We start from the raw sequence: 15,209 nt of genomic DNA, 5'->3' as shown, positions 1-15,209 counted from the left end.
GGACATGCCGAAGGTCATCGGAATCGATCTCGGAACCACCAACTCGGTGGTCGCGATCATGGAAGGCGGAGAGCCAAAAGTCATCGCGAACGAGGAGGGGGGGCGCACGACCCCTTCCGTGGTCGCTTTTACCAAAGACGGCCAGAGGCTGGTCGGACAGATCGCGCGCCGCCAGGCCATTCAGAACCCCGAGAACACCATCTTCTCGATCAAGCGCTTCATGGGTCGCAGATACGATGAGGTGAGCGATGAGATGAAGCTCGTTCCCTACACCGTAAAACGGGGCAAGGGCGAATTGGCGGTAGTCGAGGCCCTCGGCACCGAGTACTCGCCGCCCGAGATTTCCGCCATGGTGCTCCAGAAGCTGAAAGCGGCAGCGGAAGCGTATCTGGGCGAAACCGTGACTCAGGCGGTGATTACGGTTCCCGCGTATTTCAACGACTCCCAGCGCCAGGCGACCAAGGACGCCGGTGTGGTGGCCGGCCTGGAGGTCTTGCGCCTGGTCAACGAGCCCACGGCGGCGTCGCTGGCCTACTCGCTGGACAAGAAAACCGAGGAAAAGATCGCGGTCTACGACTTCGGAGGCGGAACCTTCGACATCTCGATCCTCGAGGTCGGAGACAATACGGTCGAGGTCATGTCGACCAACGGGGATGGCCATCTGGGCGGCGACGATCTGGACGATCGCATCATTCGCTACCTGGTCGACGAGTTCAAAAAGGACCAGGGCATCGACCTGGCGAAGGATGCAATGGCCATGCAGCGGCTCAAGGAAGCCTCGGAAAAGGCCAAGATCGAACTGTCCACAGTCACCGAATCCGAGGTCAACCTGCCGTACATCACGGCAGACCAGGCGGGTCCCAAGCATTTGAATTTGAAGCTGTCGCGCTCGAAGTTCGAGCAGCTCGTGGACGACCTGATCGACCGCACTCTGGCGCCGATCAAACAGGCCTGCCAGGACGCGGGCCTGCAGCCGGGTGAGATTGACGAGGTGGTTCTGGTCGGTGGCTCCACGCGCATTCCCAGGGTGGCCAAACTGGTTGCCGACTTCTTTGGCAAGGAACCGAATCGCGGCGTGAATCCCGACGAGGTCGTGGCGATCGGAGCCGCGGTCCAGGCCGGTGTGCTCACGGGCGATGTCAGCGACGTCTTGCTGCTCGATGTGACACCGCTCTCTCTGGGCATCGAAACGCTCGGAGGTGTGTTGACGAAGCTGGTCGAGCGCAACACCACGATTCCCACCAAGCGCAGTCAGGTGTTCTCGACGGCGGCCGACAACCAGCCGCAGGTGGAGATCCACGTGCTGCAGGGGGAGCGCGAGATGGCCGCCGACAATCGCACGCTCGGTCGTTTCATTCTCGACGGCTTGCCGCCTTCGCCGCGCGGAGTCCCGCAGGTCGAGGTCTCGTTCGATATCGACGCCAACGGCATCCTTTCGGTCTCGGCCGTGGACAAGGCCAGCGGCAAGGAGCAGTCGATCCGTATCGAGGGTTCCGGCGGTCTGGAGAAGGACGAAATCGACCGGATGATGCGGGAAGCCGAATCCCATGCCAGCGACGACAAACAACGCCGCGAGTCCATCGACTCGCGCAACTCCCTCGACAGCATGGTCTACGAAGGCGAGAAGACCATCGCCGAGCACAAGGAAAAGATCCCGGTCAACGATCTGAACAGTTGCGAATCCGCGCTTGAAGAGTGCAAGACCCTGCTCCAGAACGAGAGTGCGTCACTCGAAGAGATTCAGGCGGTCTCGGAGAAGCTACAGACCTCCCTCCACGCGGTCAGTCAGATTCTGTACCAGGAGCAGGAAAACGCGCAAAAGGCGGAGGCTGAGGGCGGAGGCGAACAAGCCGCGCCCAGTGATGATGGCGACGACGTGGTCGACGCCGAGTTCACTGAGGAGAAGTGAGCCGGGTTGGAGGTACTCCGGGGCGAAGTCGCACGAGAACTGGCCGCGCTCGAAGAACGGATGGAGCGCGCGTTGGAGCGCGTGTTCGAACCGGGCGTGCGTCTGCCGGCCTCTGGCGATTCGTTCCGGCCTGCGATCGACGTCTTTGAAATCGAGGGCGCGACGGTCGTGCGCGTCGAACTGGCGGGTGTCCGCAGCGAGGACGTACGCCTGACTGTCGACGGCGAGTATCTCCAGATCAGCGGACGTCGCGTCGCCGAGGGTGGTTCCACGCCCGTGCGCCACGTGCAAATGGAAATTCCCCAGGGCTACTTCGAGCGCGTGTTGCGATTGCGCACCCCATACGATTCGCAGCGCGTGGTTGCCAAATTCGATGCCGGTCTGCTCACGGTTGAGTTGCCTCGAAGACAGTCGGAACCGCACAAGATCAAGGTAGAGCCAGGCTGATGAGCGAAGAACTCGAAGAAGAAAAGGCGGAAGAGGAGGAGTTCGCGGACGAGGCTCAGGTCTCGGAAGAGCCGTTGCCGACTTCTCTCCCGATCCTGCCACTTCGTAACACCGTTCTGTTTCCGACCCTGGTCGCGCCGATGCTGGCCACTGCCGACCGCGCGCGGCGCCTCGTCGACGACGCACTGGCCGGTTCGCGCCTGCTGCTGGCGGTAGCGGTTCGCGATCCCGAGGTCGAGATTCCCGGTGTGGACGATCTTCACAGCGTCGGTACCGCCGTGCGCATTCTGCGCATGGTCAAGGGCGATGACGGGTCCCAGCGTCTCTGGGTCCAGGGGCTGCGGCGCATGCGCATCCGCGCCGTCACACAGACCGAACCGTATCTTCTGGGCGATCTGGAACAGCTGGAGAACGAAGCGATCGATGGTCTCGAACTAGAGGCATTGCATCGCAATGTGAGCCGCATGTTCATGGCGTACGCGGCGGAAGCCCAGGACGTCTCGGAGCCGGTGCGCGCCATGGTCGTCAACCTCGAGGATCCGGCGGCGCTGTCCGAGGTGGTTGCCTCCAATATGGGTCTCTCGGTCGAAGACCGGCAGGAACTCCTCGAGATGCTCAATGTACAGGCTCGGCTCGAGCGTCTATCCGAGCATCTGGCGCGCGAGCAGGAGGTGAGGGGGCTCGAGCAGGAGATCCGCGAACAGGTACAGGAAGAGCTGTCTCGAAGTCAGCGTGAGTACGTGTTGCGCGAGCAGGCGCGTGCGATTCGCCGCCAGCTTGGCGAGTACGACAGCCCGACGGAGCAAGTCGACGAGTTGCGGCGCCGTATCGAAGAAGCCGATCCGCCAGAAGAAGTCATGGACCAGGCCGAGCGCGAACTCGGGCGTCTGGGTGCACAGCCTCCGGGGGCCATGGAAGCGGGGACGATTCGCACCTATCTGGAGTGGATCGCAGACCTGCCGTGGGCGAAGGAAACCGAAGATACGCTCGATGTCGCGCGTGCGCGCGACATCCTGAACGAGGACCACTACGACATCGAGAAGGTCAAGGAGCGGGTGCTTGAGTTCATTGCGGTGCTCAAGCTCAAGCGGGATATGCGCGGCCCCATACTGTGCTTCGTCGGACCACCGGGTACGGGGAAGACCTCCCTCGGCCGCTCGATCGCGCGCGCCATGGATCGGGAGTTTGCACGCATCGCCCTGGGCGGTGTGCGCGACGAAGCAGAGATTCGCGGACATCGGCGCACCTACATCGGATCTTTGCCCGGCCGCATCATTCAGAGCCTCAAGCGTGTCGGTACGCGCAATCCGGTATTCATGCTGGACGAGATCGACAAGCTCGGCACAGACTTCCGCGGCGATCCCAGCTCTGCTCTACTGGAAGTGCTGGATCCCGAGCAGAACCACGCATTCAGCGACCACTATCTGGAAGTGCCGTTCGATCTGTCGAAGGTTTTATTCATCGCGACTGCGAATCTGCTCGAGAACATTCCGCCGGCGCTGCGCGATCGCATGGAGGTGATCGAACTCCCGGGTTACACCGAAGAGGAAAAGGTAGAGATCGCCCGCCGCTATCTGATTCCACGCCAGCTCGAACGCCACGGTCTGAGCGACCGCGCTCCGAAAATCGACGATGAAGCGCTATGCGCGTTGATCCGCGGCTACACTCGCGAAGCGGGTCTGCGCAACCTCGAACGCGAACTCGGCAAGGCCGCGCGCAAGATTGCCCGGCAGATTGTCGAGGATGACATCGACCCGCCCCACATCGACGTGAAGAGTCTGCAGGGGTTGCTCGGGCCACAGCGCTTCGAACCCGAGGTCGCCGGGCGCGTACAGATTCCCGGCGTTTCGGTCGGCTTGGCCGTGACGGGCGCCGGTGGCGAGATCCTGTTCATCGAGGCCACGCGCATGAAGGGCAAGGGGAACCTGAAGATCACGGGCTCGGTGCGCGATGTGATGCGCGAATCTGCACAGACTGCGGTCACCCTGGTGCGCACGCGCGCGAAGGAACTCGGCCTGGACCCCGGATTGTTCGCTGAGAGCGACATCCATATCCACGTTCCGTCCGGGGCAACACCCAAGGATGGGCCGAGTGCTGGAGTTGCGATGGTGACGGCTCTCACCAGTCTCCTGACCGAGCGGCCGGTGCCTCCCGGGCTCGCCATGACGGGTGAGATCACTCTGCGAGACAAGGTCCTGCCGGTAGGCGGAATCAAGGAGAAGATCCTGGCGGCGAAGCGCGCCGGGATAAGCCACGTGCTGATTCCCAAGGGGAATGAGAAGGACCTGATCGAGATTCCAGAAGATCAAATCGCGGATCTCAAGGTCCAGCCGGTCGAACGTATCGAAGAAGTGCTGCGCTCGGCGTTTGGAGAAGACATCATCTCGTCATGAATCTCCGATGCATCCTTCCGCTGGTTCTGCTCTCCACGAGCGGCTGTCTGGTCACCCGGTCGAACTTCGAAGCCGAGGTCGCTCGGACGCGCGCCCTCGAACACGGGATTGAAGCGTGTGAAAAGCGCTACGGCGTGCTCGAGCAGCGCAATCGCGATCTCTTGAAGTCCGGTGTGAAGCTCAAGCTCGAGCGCTCGTCCCTGGACCAGGAGCGCATCGAGTTGCTCGATAGCCTCGAGAAACTGCGCGAGGGCAATGAGCAGATCTCGCTCGATCTCGCACTCGAGCGCCGAATTCGCGAGCAGAAGGAAGCCGAACTCGAGGAAGTCGCGGGCACCTACACAAGCGTAGTGGAGGAACTCGAGAGTGAACTCCAAGCTGGACAGCTGGAGATCCAGACTCTGCGCAACGGAATCCAGTTGCGCGCATCGGACGAGATCCTGTTCGCGTCCGGGAGCGCGATCGTAAAGCCGATCGGCCGAGAAGTGCTTTCGGCTGTGGCCCGGCAGATCGTAAATCTTTCGGGACACCGCACGCGCGTCGAAGGGCATACTGACGACGTGCCGATTGCCACTCAAGAGTTTCCTTCGAACTGGGACCTTTCCGCAGATCGCGCCATTGGTGTCGTGCGTTTTCTGGTGGAACAGGGGGTCGATCCCGCGAAGATCTCGGCTTCGGGTTTTGGGGAGTTCTCCCCGATCGAGAGCAACGACACCGACGAAGGTCGCGCGCGCAATCGACGCATCGAGATCCTGCTGGTTCCCGAAGGGGAGCGTTGATCGATCGCGAGGTACTGATCCGGCTGCACGGCGCGGCCCTCGAGGTCGCCGATGCCGGAAAGGCAGTCGAGCGCGCACTGCGCAGGTTGCTGCCGGGACACCACGCGCTCGCGAGTCGGCCGATTCACGTGCTGGCCGCCGGCAAAGCGGCTGCGGCGATGGCCGAGGGGGCGCGCAAGGTCCTCGGTACGCGTATCGTCGCGGGTGAACTCACGACCAAACACTCCTACGGCTTTCCCGTCGAGGGCTTCCGAGTGCGCGAGGCCGGACATCCCGTACCCGATCGGGCGAGTCTCGAAGCGGCCGATGCTGCGCTTTCCTTTGCCGCGGCGCTTCCCGAATCCCACCACCTGCTGGTGTTGTTATCCGGGGGCGCATCGGCACTCTGGTGTGCGCCGGCCAAGGGTCTCGACCTCGAAGACAAGCAGCGCTGCACCGAGGCGCTCCTGCGCAGTGGGGCGACGATTCGCGAACTCAACACAGTCCGCAGGGCACTCTCGCGCATCAAAGGGGGCGGCCTGGTTCGCGGGCTACCGCCCGGATCGGTCACGACGCTTGCGGTTTCGGATGTTGCGGGTGATCCGCCTGAGGCGATCGGCTCCGGGCCGACGGTGTTTGAAGATCCGAAGGAGCGAGAGGCGCTTCGGATCCTCCGGCAGTACGAAATTGCGGAGCCCGATGTGTCTGGAGTGCTGCTGGAGTATCTGGATCACGAGGGCCCGCCTCGCAACGGCGCCCCCCGGCGTTCGGAGTATCACGTGATCACGTCGCTGGGCGCGGCCCTTTTTGCGGCGGCGAACTGCGCTCGCGGGCTGGGTCTTCGTACGCGTAGCCTCGGTCCGTTGCTGTACGGCGAGGCGCGTGATCTGGCACCTGAGCTCGCACGCGAGTTGAAGCGCGCGCGACGCGACGGCATCGAAATCCTGATCGCCGGCGGTGAGCCGATAGTGACCCTGCGCGGGCGAGGGAAGGGCGGGCGCTGCCAGGAACTGGCACTTGCCTGCGCTTTCGAGATCGACGGGGATGCGGACGTGACGGCACTGTTTGCCGGGACGGATGGAAGCGATGGCCCCACGGATGCCGCGGGTGCCTTCTGCGACGGTGAAACACTCACGCGCGCACGGGAGGCCGGGCTCGATCCGGCGGATTCGCTGGCGCGCAACGACTCCCATCCTCTACTCGAGGTCTGTCGCGATCTGTATCGCACGGGTCCCACGCGCACGAACGTGAACGATCTGGCGTTGTTCTGTTTGCGCGAGAACCGTGTCGAGCAGTAGGAAAAGGCTCTGGCAGGCGCTTCTTCTGGGCAGTGTGATCGCTGCGCCGTTGGGCTGGCTGGCCAGCGAAGAACTCGAGTCGCACGATGGCTTCTGCGTCTCTTGTCATCTCGACGCGGCGACGGTCCTGCACGCGGACAAGTTGGCGGATTTCGAGAGTCTGCGACCCGTCAATCTCGCCTCCGTTCACCGTCTCGCAGATCCTCAGTTCCGTTGCATCACCTGTCATCGAGGCGCGGGACTGGGGAATCGGTTGCGCGTGAAGGCCGTGGCAGCGCGGGATGCTCTACTGTTCGTGCTGGGTCGTTTTGGGGAACCCGAACGGATGAAACAGCCGCTCTGGGACGAGGACTGCGTTCAGTGTCATCCGGGGTATGATCCCGAGCGAGAAGACGCCTACCACGCTATCGGAGTTCACAATCGCGCGGATTTTGATGTCCGCTGTGTCGAGTGCCACCTGGCTCACCCAAAAGGTGGTAACGAGGCTTTCAGCTTTTTGATCGAGCGGCCGGTAAATCGAGCCTGTCAGTTATGTCATGAGGAGTTCTGAAATGAGTCGCCTGGTTTCTTTCGCCCTGAGCTTCGCCATCGGGTTCGTTCCTGCCCTGGCCTCCGCCTATGCCGGAGGTACGCCGGGTTACGTCGCCGATGTCGCTCCGTTTTGCGCGAGCTGCCATTCATCTACGTCGGATAGCCAGTTGATCGGTGTGCCCGAGGGGCGAGTTCGCAATGAACTCGCAGCGACCAAGCACCTGGCCAAGATCGAAGCTGCCAAGACCGGCAGCCCGTACGAGAAGCTGAGCGAATCACAACGCGCCGAACTCATCGACGCGATCAAGAGAATCGACGCGGTGTCAAATGTGAAAGTCCTGGCTCCTTTGAGCGTGAAGGCGGGTGCGATCATCGAAGTCACGGTCGAAGCCACGGGAGGGGGCGGTCCCGTCGTGGGCATCGGTCTGGTCGACTCGAATCAGCGCTGGCAGGCGAGTCCTGCACCGTCGCGTGGCTGGCAGGTATTGGAGGCGCCAACCATCCTGGGCCAGAAAGGGGATACCCAGACCGAGTTCACCGACAGGCGGAACAAGGCACTCGCACCAGGGATCTCCTACGTCAACGTGTACGGCGTGAGTGCGGATCCGGCCAATAATCAGTTCGGCAGCGTTCGCGTCACCTATCGACTCAAGGCACCGGCCGGCGCGGGTACCTATCCGTTAGGCGCGGTGTTCTTCTACGGCACCGAGAAAGGTTCGCCGAATGGCTCCGTAGAAGTTCCCGGACGCGGCAAGCAACCCCTCGGTGGCTTCACCGCCAACTCCGGTCGTGTAAAGTTCAGCGATATCCTGCAGATTGCAGTGCAGTAGGGAACTCCATGAGCATCGATCCCGAAGTATTTCGACAGACACTCGCGAGCTTTGCCAGCGGCGTTACGGTCGTCACGTCGCAACTCGACGGAGAACGGCATGGCATGACCGTTTCCGCGTTCGCGTCGGTCAGCCTGGATCCCCCGCTGGTCCTGATCTGTGCGGACAAGGGCTCGCGAACCCACGCCATGATCCGGGACTCGAAGGTCTTTCAGGTGAGCGTGCTGGCCGCGAATCAGGACGGGGTTTCGAATCTTTTCGCGAGCAAATCGAAAGAGGCGAGCCGCTTTGAGGGTCTGGACTGTCCGCCCGGGGCGACCGGCTGTCCGAGGATCCCCGATGCGCTCGCCTATCTGGACTGTCGCGTCGAGCGCGCCGTCGAAGCGGGTGACCACATCGTTTACATCGGGTTGGTCGAGGCCGCCGAAATCAGCGAAAGCGATCCGCTGGTCTACTTCCGCGGAGCCTATCGCGGCCTGGTGTGAGCGGGAAAGCCGTCGCCGGTCTTTGCGCGCGAATTCGCGGTTACTCCGTCGGCAGTAGCTTTTGCACTCTTTCGAAGGAGTCGAGGCACTCCGTCACCAGTTCCACCATCAATTCGCGCACGGATTTGAGGTCGTTCATCGAACCCACGATCTGACCCACGGGGTTGAACGCGACCTTCTGTGCGGACTTCGCGTACTTGTGAGTGCGCTGTACCGCGTCCATGGTCACCATCCCCTGCAACGGCATGCCCAGTGGGTCGGGGTTGTCGGGGTTTTCCCAGGCCGCGGTCCATTCGTTGCGCAGCATTCGACACGGCTTGCCCGTGAACGAGCGCGAGCGAACCGTGTCGCGACTCGTCGCCTCCAGGTAGGAGTCCATCTGCTCGGGCGGGCACTCGGCTTCTTCGACCGTCAACCACAGTGATCCCGTCCAGGCTCCGGCCGCACCCATGGAAAGCGCGGCTGCAATCTGACGTCCCGTTCCGATTCCCCCGGCCGCCAGCACAGGCGTGGGAGCCACTGCATCGATGACCTGCGGCCAGAGTACGACGCTGCCAATCTCGCCGGTGTGTCCTCCACCTTCGTAGCCCTGAGCGATGATGATGTCGATCCCCGCGGCCTTGTGCTTCAACGCCTGGTCGGCTCGACCACAGAGTGCCGCGATCAATCTTCCCGAATCCTGGACGCGTTTGATGACATCGTCGGGAGGCGTGCCCAGCGCATTTGCGATCAGCCGCACCTTCGGATGTTGCAACGCGATGTCCACCTGCGGGGAAGCCGTGGCGGCCGTCCAGCCCAGAAGCTCGTGGTGTTTGTCTTCCGGGGGAAGTTCGGGAACGCCGTAGTCGCTCAGTAGCTTCGCTGCGAACTCGCGATGCTGGGCGGGGATGGCGGCCTTGAGCTGCTCTTCGAGCTTGGCCGGGTCGAGTTCGTCCATGCCTTCGTACTTGCCCGGAATGACGATGTCGACACCGTAGGGCTTGTCACCGACGTGTTCGTCGATCCACTTGCACTCGATTTCGAGTTGTTCGGGCGTAAAGCCGACTGCGCCCAGCACGCCGAGTCCTCCGGCCTGACTGACGGCGGCGACCACGTCGCGGCAGTGGGTGAAAGCAAAGATCGGGAACTCGATCCCGAGTTGGTCACAGATTGGGGTTCGCATGCTCGTTCTCCCTGGGCGATGGCCGTTCGAAGGCTCGGAGCAGCATACTAGAACACGTTCTATTTTTGTAGCCGCCCTCCGAGGGAGCTCGATCCGTTGCTCAGGCCTTCACTCGAGGCTTCACACAGCTTTACCTGGTGGAAACCAGCGAAGAGGTGAAGACGTGCTAAACATAGGGGGTCCAATCTGGTACTCCCAATTTGGCGGGTCCAAAGTGCCAGAAGCTCCAGGAAACAGAAAAGTCAGGAAAATCGGTCACTTGAGCGAAATCAGCAGGACAGAAGACGTCACGCGAGTGTTGCGCGAAGAGGTTTTGCGCGGTCAGTATCGGGCCGGGGAGCGACTTCCGTCGGAGCGGGAACTGGCTTCGCGCTTCGAGACGACGCGCGGCGTGGCCCGGATCGCTCTGAAGAAACTCGAGCAGATGGGCATGGTCGCGATTCAGCCGGGAGGCGCTCGCGTGCAACCGCTGGGCGAATCGAGTCTCGAAGTGATCGGGCACCTGATAGAACTCGAGAGCCCGCCCGACCCGAACCTCGTGGATCAGGTCCTGGAGGTGGTCGGTGCGCTGGTGGCCGCGAACGTGCGCATGACCATTGAACGGGCCGAGTCCGAAAAGCTGGAGCGCGTCGAGGAGTTGATCGCAAAACTCGGCAGCCCCGACCTCGAACACGAGCAGATGCACCAGATCGTTCACGACTTCGCCCATGCGTTCATGGACGCGACCGACAATCTGGTGATGCGCATTGTGCGACGGGATCTGCGCACGGAAATCTTGTCACGTCTCGAGGCGGTCCGTGAGAGTGCTCGCGCTGGGGGAGTGGACGGGCAGAACTCGGCGGCGACGCATCAGATCATGCTCGCGGGTTTCGTCGATGTGAAAGCGCACATCGAAGCGTTCTCGCACGCGCTAGAGACGCGCGATGGACTGGCCGGTTATGAAGCGGTGCATCAGATCTGGACGCGTTTCCGCGCAAGCGTCCGCCAGGTGCTCGAAACCTCCCGAGAAAACGCCGCGTTGCCGCGACGCACGAGCGCAGGAGCCCTCCCATGAATTCCCGAGTCATCCTTCCCGTCGCCGTGTTTGGTGCCTTCTGTGTTCTGGCTGCGATCGTCGTCGCGACCTCATCACCCGTAGAAGGTCGCCCGACTGAGCGCCAGCTTCGCTCCGTGCGAGTTGCGCTCGTCGAAAACCGGACCGTGCAACTCGAAGTGCGTTCGCAGGGGACTGTGGCACCTCGCACCGAAAGCGAGTTGATCCCCGAGGTCTCCGGCCGGGTCGTCTGGACCTCGCCGAAACTGGTTTCCGGCGGCTACTTCGAGAAGGGCGAAGCGCTGCTGCGCATTGATCGCACCGACTACGAGGCGAACGTCACACGCTCACGTGCCGCATTGGCTCGGACTCGCGGTGAACTGAAACACGCACGCCAGACGCTCGCACGCCAGCGCAACCTGAAAGAACGAAACGTGGTGAGTCGTGCGGCACTCGACGATGCGGAACGCACCTCCCAGGTGGCCGAGGCCGGCGCGAGCGAAGCACGCGTAGCTCTCGAACAAGCTCAGCGCGACCTCGACCGAACGGAGGTTCCGGCACCGTTCGACGGCCGGGTTCGAGAAGAGCATGTCGACGTCGGGCAGTTCGCGAATCGCGGTCAGTCCTATGCGACTTTGTACGCGACTGACTTCGTCGAGGTAAGACTGCCGATCGCGGATTCGCAACTCGCCTACCTCGAGCTGCCTCTCTGGTCGCGAGTTCCCCCTGCAGAAGACCTGCTTCCCGAGGTCACGCTTTCCGCGAGTTTCGCAGGCCAGCTTCGCACCTGGGTCGGTCGCATCGTGCGCACCGAGGGCGAAATTGATTCCAAGAGTCGTCTGGTCAATATCGTCGCCCGTGTTCCCAATACGCAGACTCAGGTTCAGTCGCCGCTACCTGTCGGGCTCTTCGTGCAAGCGCGAATCACCGGTCGGGTTGCGACCGATGTAGCGGCAGTTCCGCGCCAGGCGCTATTGAACGATGAACGCGTGTTGGTACTCGACGACGAGAACCGCCTGCGTTTCCGGGCTGTGGAAGTGCTGCGAATCGACGGTGAGCAGGTCCTGTTGCGCAGCGGTCTCAAAGACGGTGAGCGCGTTTGTATCTCCTCGATTCCGGCGCCTGTCGACGGTATGAGCGTGTTGCCGGTCGGTGCCGAAGCCGGGGAGGATGGCGCTTGAGACGGATCATCACCTGGTTCGTCGACAATCCCGTCGCTGCGAACCTGCTGATGGCGGTGCTGTTGATCGGTGGCGGGCTCTCGCTGTTTTCGATCCGTCAGGAAGAGTTTCCCAGCATGGACACCGAGGTGGTGCAGGTCAGCGTTTCCCACCTTGGCGCATCCCCGGAAGAAGTCGAGCAGGCCGTCTGCATCCGCCTCGAGGATGCGATCGATGGCACGCCCCATATCGATCGGGTGAGTACGATTGCGGTCGAGGGAACCTGTGTCCTGAACATCGAACTCGTGGAAGGAACCGATTCGAACTGGGCACTCTCGGAGATCGAAGGCCGCATCAGCAATGTTTCGACCCTGCCCGCCGAAGCGGAAAAGCCGGTCGTGTCGTATCTGGTCTTATTGGGTGACGTGTTGCGCATCGCGATCTCGGGCGATGCAGATGAACGCTCCCTCAAGGTCATCGGCCAGACGATGCGCGACGAGATCGCCGCGCTTCCGGGTGTCTCGCAGGTCGAATTGAGCTATGTCCGGCCGTACGAGATTTCGATCGAAGTGTCCGAACAGATGCTGCGTCGGCACGGTCTGAATTTCGAGCAGGTCGCGGCGGCGGTTCGCTCTTCTTCACTCGACTTGCCCGGAGGTTCGGTCAAGACCGAAGGCGGCGAAATCCTCTTGCGCTCCAAGGGACAGGCGTACCGCGGTGCGGAGTTCGCTTCGATCGTGGTCCTGACCCGCTCGGATGGCACCTCCGTCAATCTCGGCGACATCGCGACTGTTCGCGATGGCTTTCGTGACGACGATATTCGCGCCTTCTTCGACGGCAAACCCGCCGTCATGGTCCAGGTCAATCGCATCGGGGAAGAGGACATCCTCGAGGTAGCAGCGACCGTGAAGGCCTACGTCGAGCAGGCTCGCACACGCATGCCCGAAGGCATCGAGTTGACCATCTGGAGCGACGAAGCCGAGAGTTTGCGCGATCGCGTGGATGCGCTGCTGCGCAACGCATCCGGGGGACTCGCCTTCGTGTTGTTGGTCCTGGCTCTGCTTCTGCGCTTCCGGATCGCCGTCTGGGTTGCAGCTGGGATCCCGATTTCGATGCTCGGTGCGGTCATGCTCTTTCCTGCTTTCGGTTACGCCATCAGCACGCTGGCCATCATGGGCTTCATTCTGGTGCTGGGGATCGTGGTCGACGATGCGATCGTCGTGGGTGAGAGCGTCTACGCACATGAACAGGCCGGTAGCGAGTTGCGGACGTCGGTCATCGACGGCACGAGCGCGGTTTCCATTCCGGTGATCTTCGGTGTCTTGACGACGATCGCCGCGTTTTCTCCACTGATCTTCGTGCCCGGGCGCATGGGCCAGTTCTTCACGGTCCTCGGGGGCACGGTGATCCTGTGCCTGATCATGTCACTGGTCGAAGCACAACTGATCCTGCCGGCGCATCTCGCGCGTCGCCACAAAAGTTCTCGGTCCGAACGAAGGGGCCGTTGGGCCGAGATCCAGGACCGTGTATCAGGCGGCTTCGAAGCCTTTGTGGCGGGCTACTACCAACCGGCGCTCGAGTGGGTTCTTCACTGGCGCTACCTGGCCCTATCGGTTGCGCTGGGCGTCGTCGTTCTTACAGCATCGCTATTCGCGAGTGGGCGCATGGCGTTTCAGTTCTTTCCCGGAATCGAGGGTGATCGCATCTACGCCACGCTGACGATGCCACAGGGTACACCGCTGGAAACCACGGAAGCGGCGGTTCGAAAAATTGAAAGCGCCGCGGAAGCCACGCGGGTGAAACTGGAAGATGAAAGCGAAGGGGCGATGGTTCGCCACGTGCTGTCATCGATTGGAAAGCAGGTGGGGCGCGACGGCCCGCGTCGAAGTGGCGAAGGAGGGGGCGGAACTCACCTCGCCCAGGTGGTCGTGGAAATCGCGCCCTGGAACGAGCGCGACGTCAAGACTCGCGAGGTCACTCAGGTCTGGCGGGACCTCACGGGACCGATTACCGACGCCGTCGAGTTGAAATTCGAAGCCTTCACCATGCACGCGGGCGATGCCTTTGGCATTCAGCTCAGTTCGGACAATGCCCAGGATTTAGAAGCTGCGGCACAAGAGTTGCGCACCGCGCTCGCAGGATACGAGGGTGTGTTCGACATCGCGGATTCCTTTCGACCCGGGAAGCAGGAGGTGAGGCTCTCGCTGCTCCCGGAGGCCGAGCCACTCGGGATCACGTTCAACGATCTGGCCCGGCAAGTGCGAACGGCTTTTTACGGCGTCGAGGTTCAGCGCATCCAACGCGGCACGGACGATGTGCGCGTGATGCTCCGCTATCCCGAAGAAGAGCGGCGCTCACTGGGCAACCTGGAGAACATGCGCATCCGTACGCCCGACGGTACCGAGATTCCGATCGGTGCGGTGGCCCGCGCGGAACTGGGCCGTGGCTTTGCGACGATTCGCCGCAACAATGGCAAACGGGTTCTGAAAGTGACTGCCGATATCGACCGCACGACCGTCACGCCGGAAGAAATCATGAAGAGCGTGCTCACCGGGCCGTTGCCGAAGATCCTGAAGAAATACCCCGGTCTCACGCACTCCCTCGAGGGTGAGCAGCGCGAGCGCAGCAAGGCCCTCACAGGACTGTTCCGCGGTGCCGTGCTCGCGCTCCTGGTCATCTACACCCTGCTGGCGATCCCGCTGCGTTCCTACGTGCAGCCGCTCGTGATCATGGCCGCGATTCCCTTTGGCGCGGTCGGCGCGATCATCGGGCATTTCATCATGGGCTGGAATCTGGTGTTCTTCTCGCTCCTGGGAATCGTCGCACTCGCAGGTGTCGTCGTGAACGACAGCCTGGTGCTGGTCGACTTCATCAATCGCGAACGGGCGAGAGGGCTCGTGCTATCGGATGCGGTTCGTTCGGCGGGTATGAAGCGCTTCCGCGCCGTTTTTCTGACCTCTGCGACGACCTTTACAGGTCTTTTGCCGCTGATCTTCAGCGCATCCGAGGCGACCTACTTCGTGGTTCCGATCGCGATCTCGCTGGCCTTCGGAGTGGTGGCCGCTACGGCGATCACACTGTTTCTGGTGCCGTGCGGCTGTTTGATCGTCGAGGATCTCACGCGATTCATGCGGCGATCCTCGCGCGACACAGCGACCTCTGAGCAGCCTGCATCCGCTACCTGAGCTGCCCGCATTTTTCGC

The 15,209-nt window shown here is 62.2% G+C and carries 12 protein-coding genes; 11 read left to right on the top strand and 1 reads right to left on the bottom strand.

Annotated features, from left to right (window positions below; genetic code table 11):
- Positions 1–4 precede the first annotated feature (4 nt).
- The 8 genes from dnaK to GY725_24495 are packed head-to-tail and all read left to right on the top strand — an operon-like array spanning position 5 to position 8,651.
- Positions 5–1,909, top strand: coding sequence for a molecular chaperone DnaK (gene dnaK, locus GY725_24530; GenBank protein MCP4007361.1), 1,905 nt, complete (start codon positions 5–7; stop codon positions 1,907–1,909).
- Between the two features lie 6 nt (positions 1,910–1,915).
- Positions 1,916–2,356 carry an Hsp20/alpha crystallin family protein gene (locus GY725_24525; GenBank protein MCP4007360.1) on the top strand — a complete coding sequence of 147 codons (441 nt, stop codon included), beginning with the start codon at positions 1,916–1,918 and terminating at the stop codon, positions 2,354–2,356.
- Positions 2,356–4,749: an endopeptidase La gene (gene lon / locus GY725_24520; protein MCP4007359.1), complete on the top strand. Its 2,394-nt coding sequence runs from the start codon at positions 2,356–2,358 to the stop codon at positions 4,747–4,749. The genes GY725_24525 and lon overlap by 1 nt, the downstream gene beginning before the upstream one ends.
- Complete coding sequence (locus GY725_24515) at positions 4,746–5,528, top strand: OmpA family protein (protein MCP4007358.1); 783 nt, start codon at positions 4,746–4,748, stop codon at positions 5,526–5,528. Before lon ends, GY725_24515 begins: the two co-directional genes overlap by 4 nt.
- On the top strand, positions 5,525–6,805 hold the full coding sequence (locus GY725_24510) for a DUF4147 domain-containing protein (protein MCP4007357.1): 1,281 nt from the start codon (positions 5,525–5,527) through the stop codon (positions 6,803–6,805). The genes GY725_24515 and GY725_24510 overlap by 4 nt, the downstream gene beginning before the upstream one ends.
- Entirely contained in the window at positions 6,792–7,355 is a 564-nt protein-coding gene (locus GY725_24505) for a hypothetical protein (protein ID MCP4007356.1), read from the top strand. The genes GY725_24510 and GY725_24505 overlap by 14 nt, the downstream gene beginning before the upstream one ends.
- Position 7,356: 1 nt before the next feature.
- On the top strand, positions 7,357–8,166 hold the full coding sequence (locus GY725_24500; protein ID MCP4007355.1) for a DUF5347 domain-containing protein: 810 nt from the start codon (positions 7,357–7,359) through the stop codon (positions 8,164–8,166).
- 8 nt (positions 8,167–8,174) lie between these two features.
- A complete protein-coding gene (locus GY725_24495) occupies positions 8,175–8,651 on the top strand; it encodes a flavin reductase family protein (protein ID MCP4007354.1) in 477 nt (158 codons plus the stop codon).
- A gap of 40 nt (positions 8,652–8,691) precedes the next feature.
- Here the strand turns inward: GY725_24495 and GY725_24490 are convergent, their stop codons facing one another.
- Positions 8,692–9,813 carry a nitronate monooxygenase gene (locus GY725_24490; protein ID MCP4007353.1) on the bottom strand — a complete coding sequence of 374 codons (1,122 nt, stop codon included), beginning with the start codon at positions 9,811–9,813 and terminating at the stop codon, positions 8,692–8,694.
- Between the two features lie 259 nt (positions 9,814–10,072).
- Here GY725_24490 and GY725_24485 point away from each other — a divergent pair, with 259 nt between their 5' ends.
- From GY725_24485 to GY725_24475, 3 genes are read left to right on the top strand one after another with little or no spacing between them, the layout of a single operon-like run.
- Positions 10,073–10,867 carry a FadR family transcriptional regulator gene (locus tag GY725_24485; protein ID MCP4007352.1) on the top strand — a complete coding sequence of 265 codons (795 nt, stop codon included), beginning with the start codon at positions 10,073–10,075 and terminating at the stop codon, positions 10,865–10,867.
- Positions 10,864–12,027, top strand: a complete 1,164-nt coding sequence (locus GY725_24480) for an efflux RND transporter periplasmic adaptor subunit (protein MCP4007351.1) — start codon at positions 10,864–10,866, stop codon at positions 12,025–12,027. Before GY725_24485 ends, GY725_24480 begins: the two co-directional genes overlap by 4 nt.
- The gene (locus GY725_24475) at positions 12,024–15,191 is read left to right on the top strand and encodes an efflux RND transporter permease subunit (GenBank protein ID MCP4007350.1); all 3,168 of its coding nucleotides are present in this window, start codon (positions 12,024–12,026) and stop codon (positions 15,189–15,191) included. Before GY725_24480 ends, GY725_24475 begins: the two co-directional genes overlap by 4 nt.
- Positions 15,192–15,209: the final 18 nt, after the last annotated feature.

It is taken from the genome of bacterium (assembly GCA_024226335.1).
Classification (GTDB): domain Bacteria; phylum Myxococcota_A; class UBA9160; order SZUA-336; family SZUA-336; genus JAAELY01.
This window is presented reverse-complemented; position numbering and strand designations above follow the sequence as displayed.

Bases quoted from the DNA above. Each gene is read 5' to 3' on its own strand.
- dnaK (MCP4007361.1), top strand. From the start codon at position 5: ATGCCGAAGGTCATCGGAATCGATCTCGGAACCACCAACTCGGTGGTC.
- lon (MCP4007359.1), top strand. From the start codon at position 2,356: ATGAGCGAAGAACTCGAAGAAGAAAAGGCGGAAGAGGAGGAGTTCGCG.
- GY725_24515 (MCP4007358.1), top strand. From the start codon at position 4,746: ATGAATCTCCGATGCATCCTTCCGCTGGTTCTGCTCTCCACGAGCGGC.
- GY725_24500 (MCP4007355.1), top strand. From the start codon at position 7,357: ATGAGTCGCCTGGTTTCTTTCGCCCTGAGCTTCGCCATCGGGTTCGTT.
- GY725_24495 (MCP4007354.1), top strand. From the start codon at position 8,175: ATGAGCATCGATCCCGAAGTATTTCGACAGACACTCGCGAGCTTTGCC.
- GY725_24490 (MCP4007353.1), bottom strand. From the start codon at position 9,813: ATGCGAACCCCAATCTGTGACCAACTCGGGATCGAGTTCCCGATCTTT.
- GY725_24480 (MCP4007351.1), top strand. From the start codon at position 10,864: ATGAATTCCCGAGTCATCCTTCCCGTCGCCGTGTTTGGTGCCTTCTGT.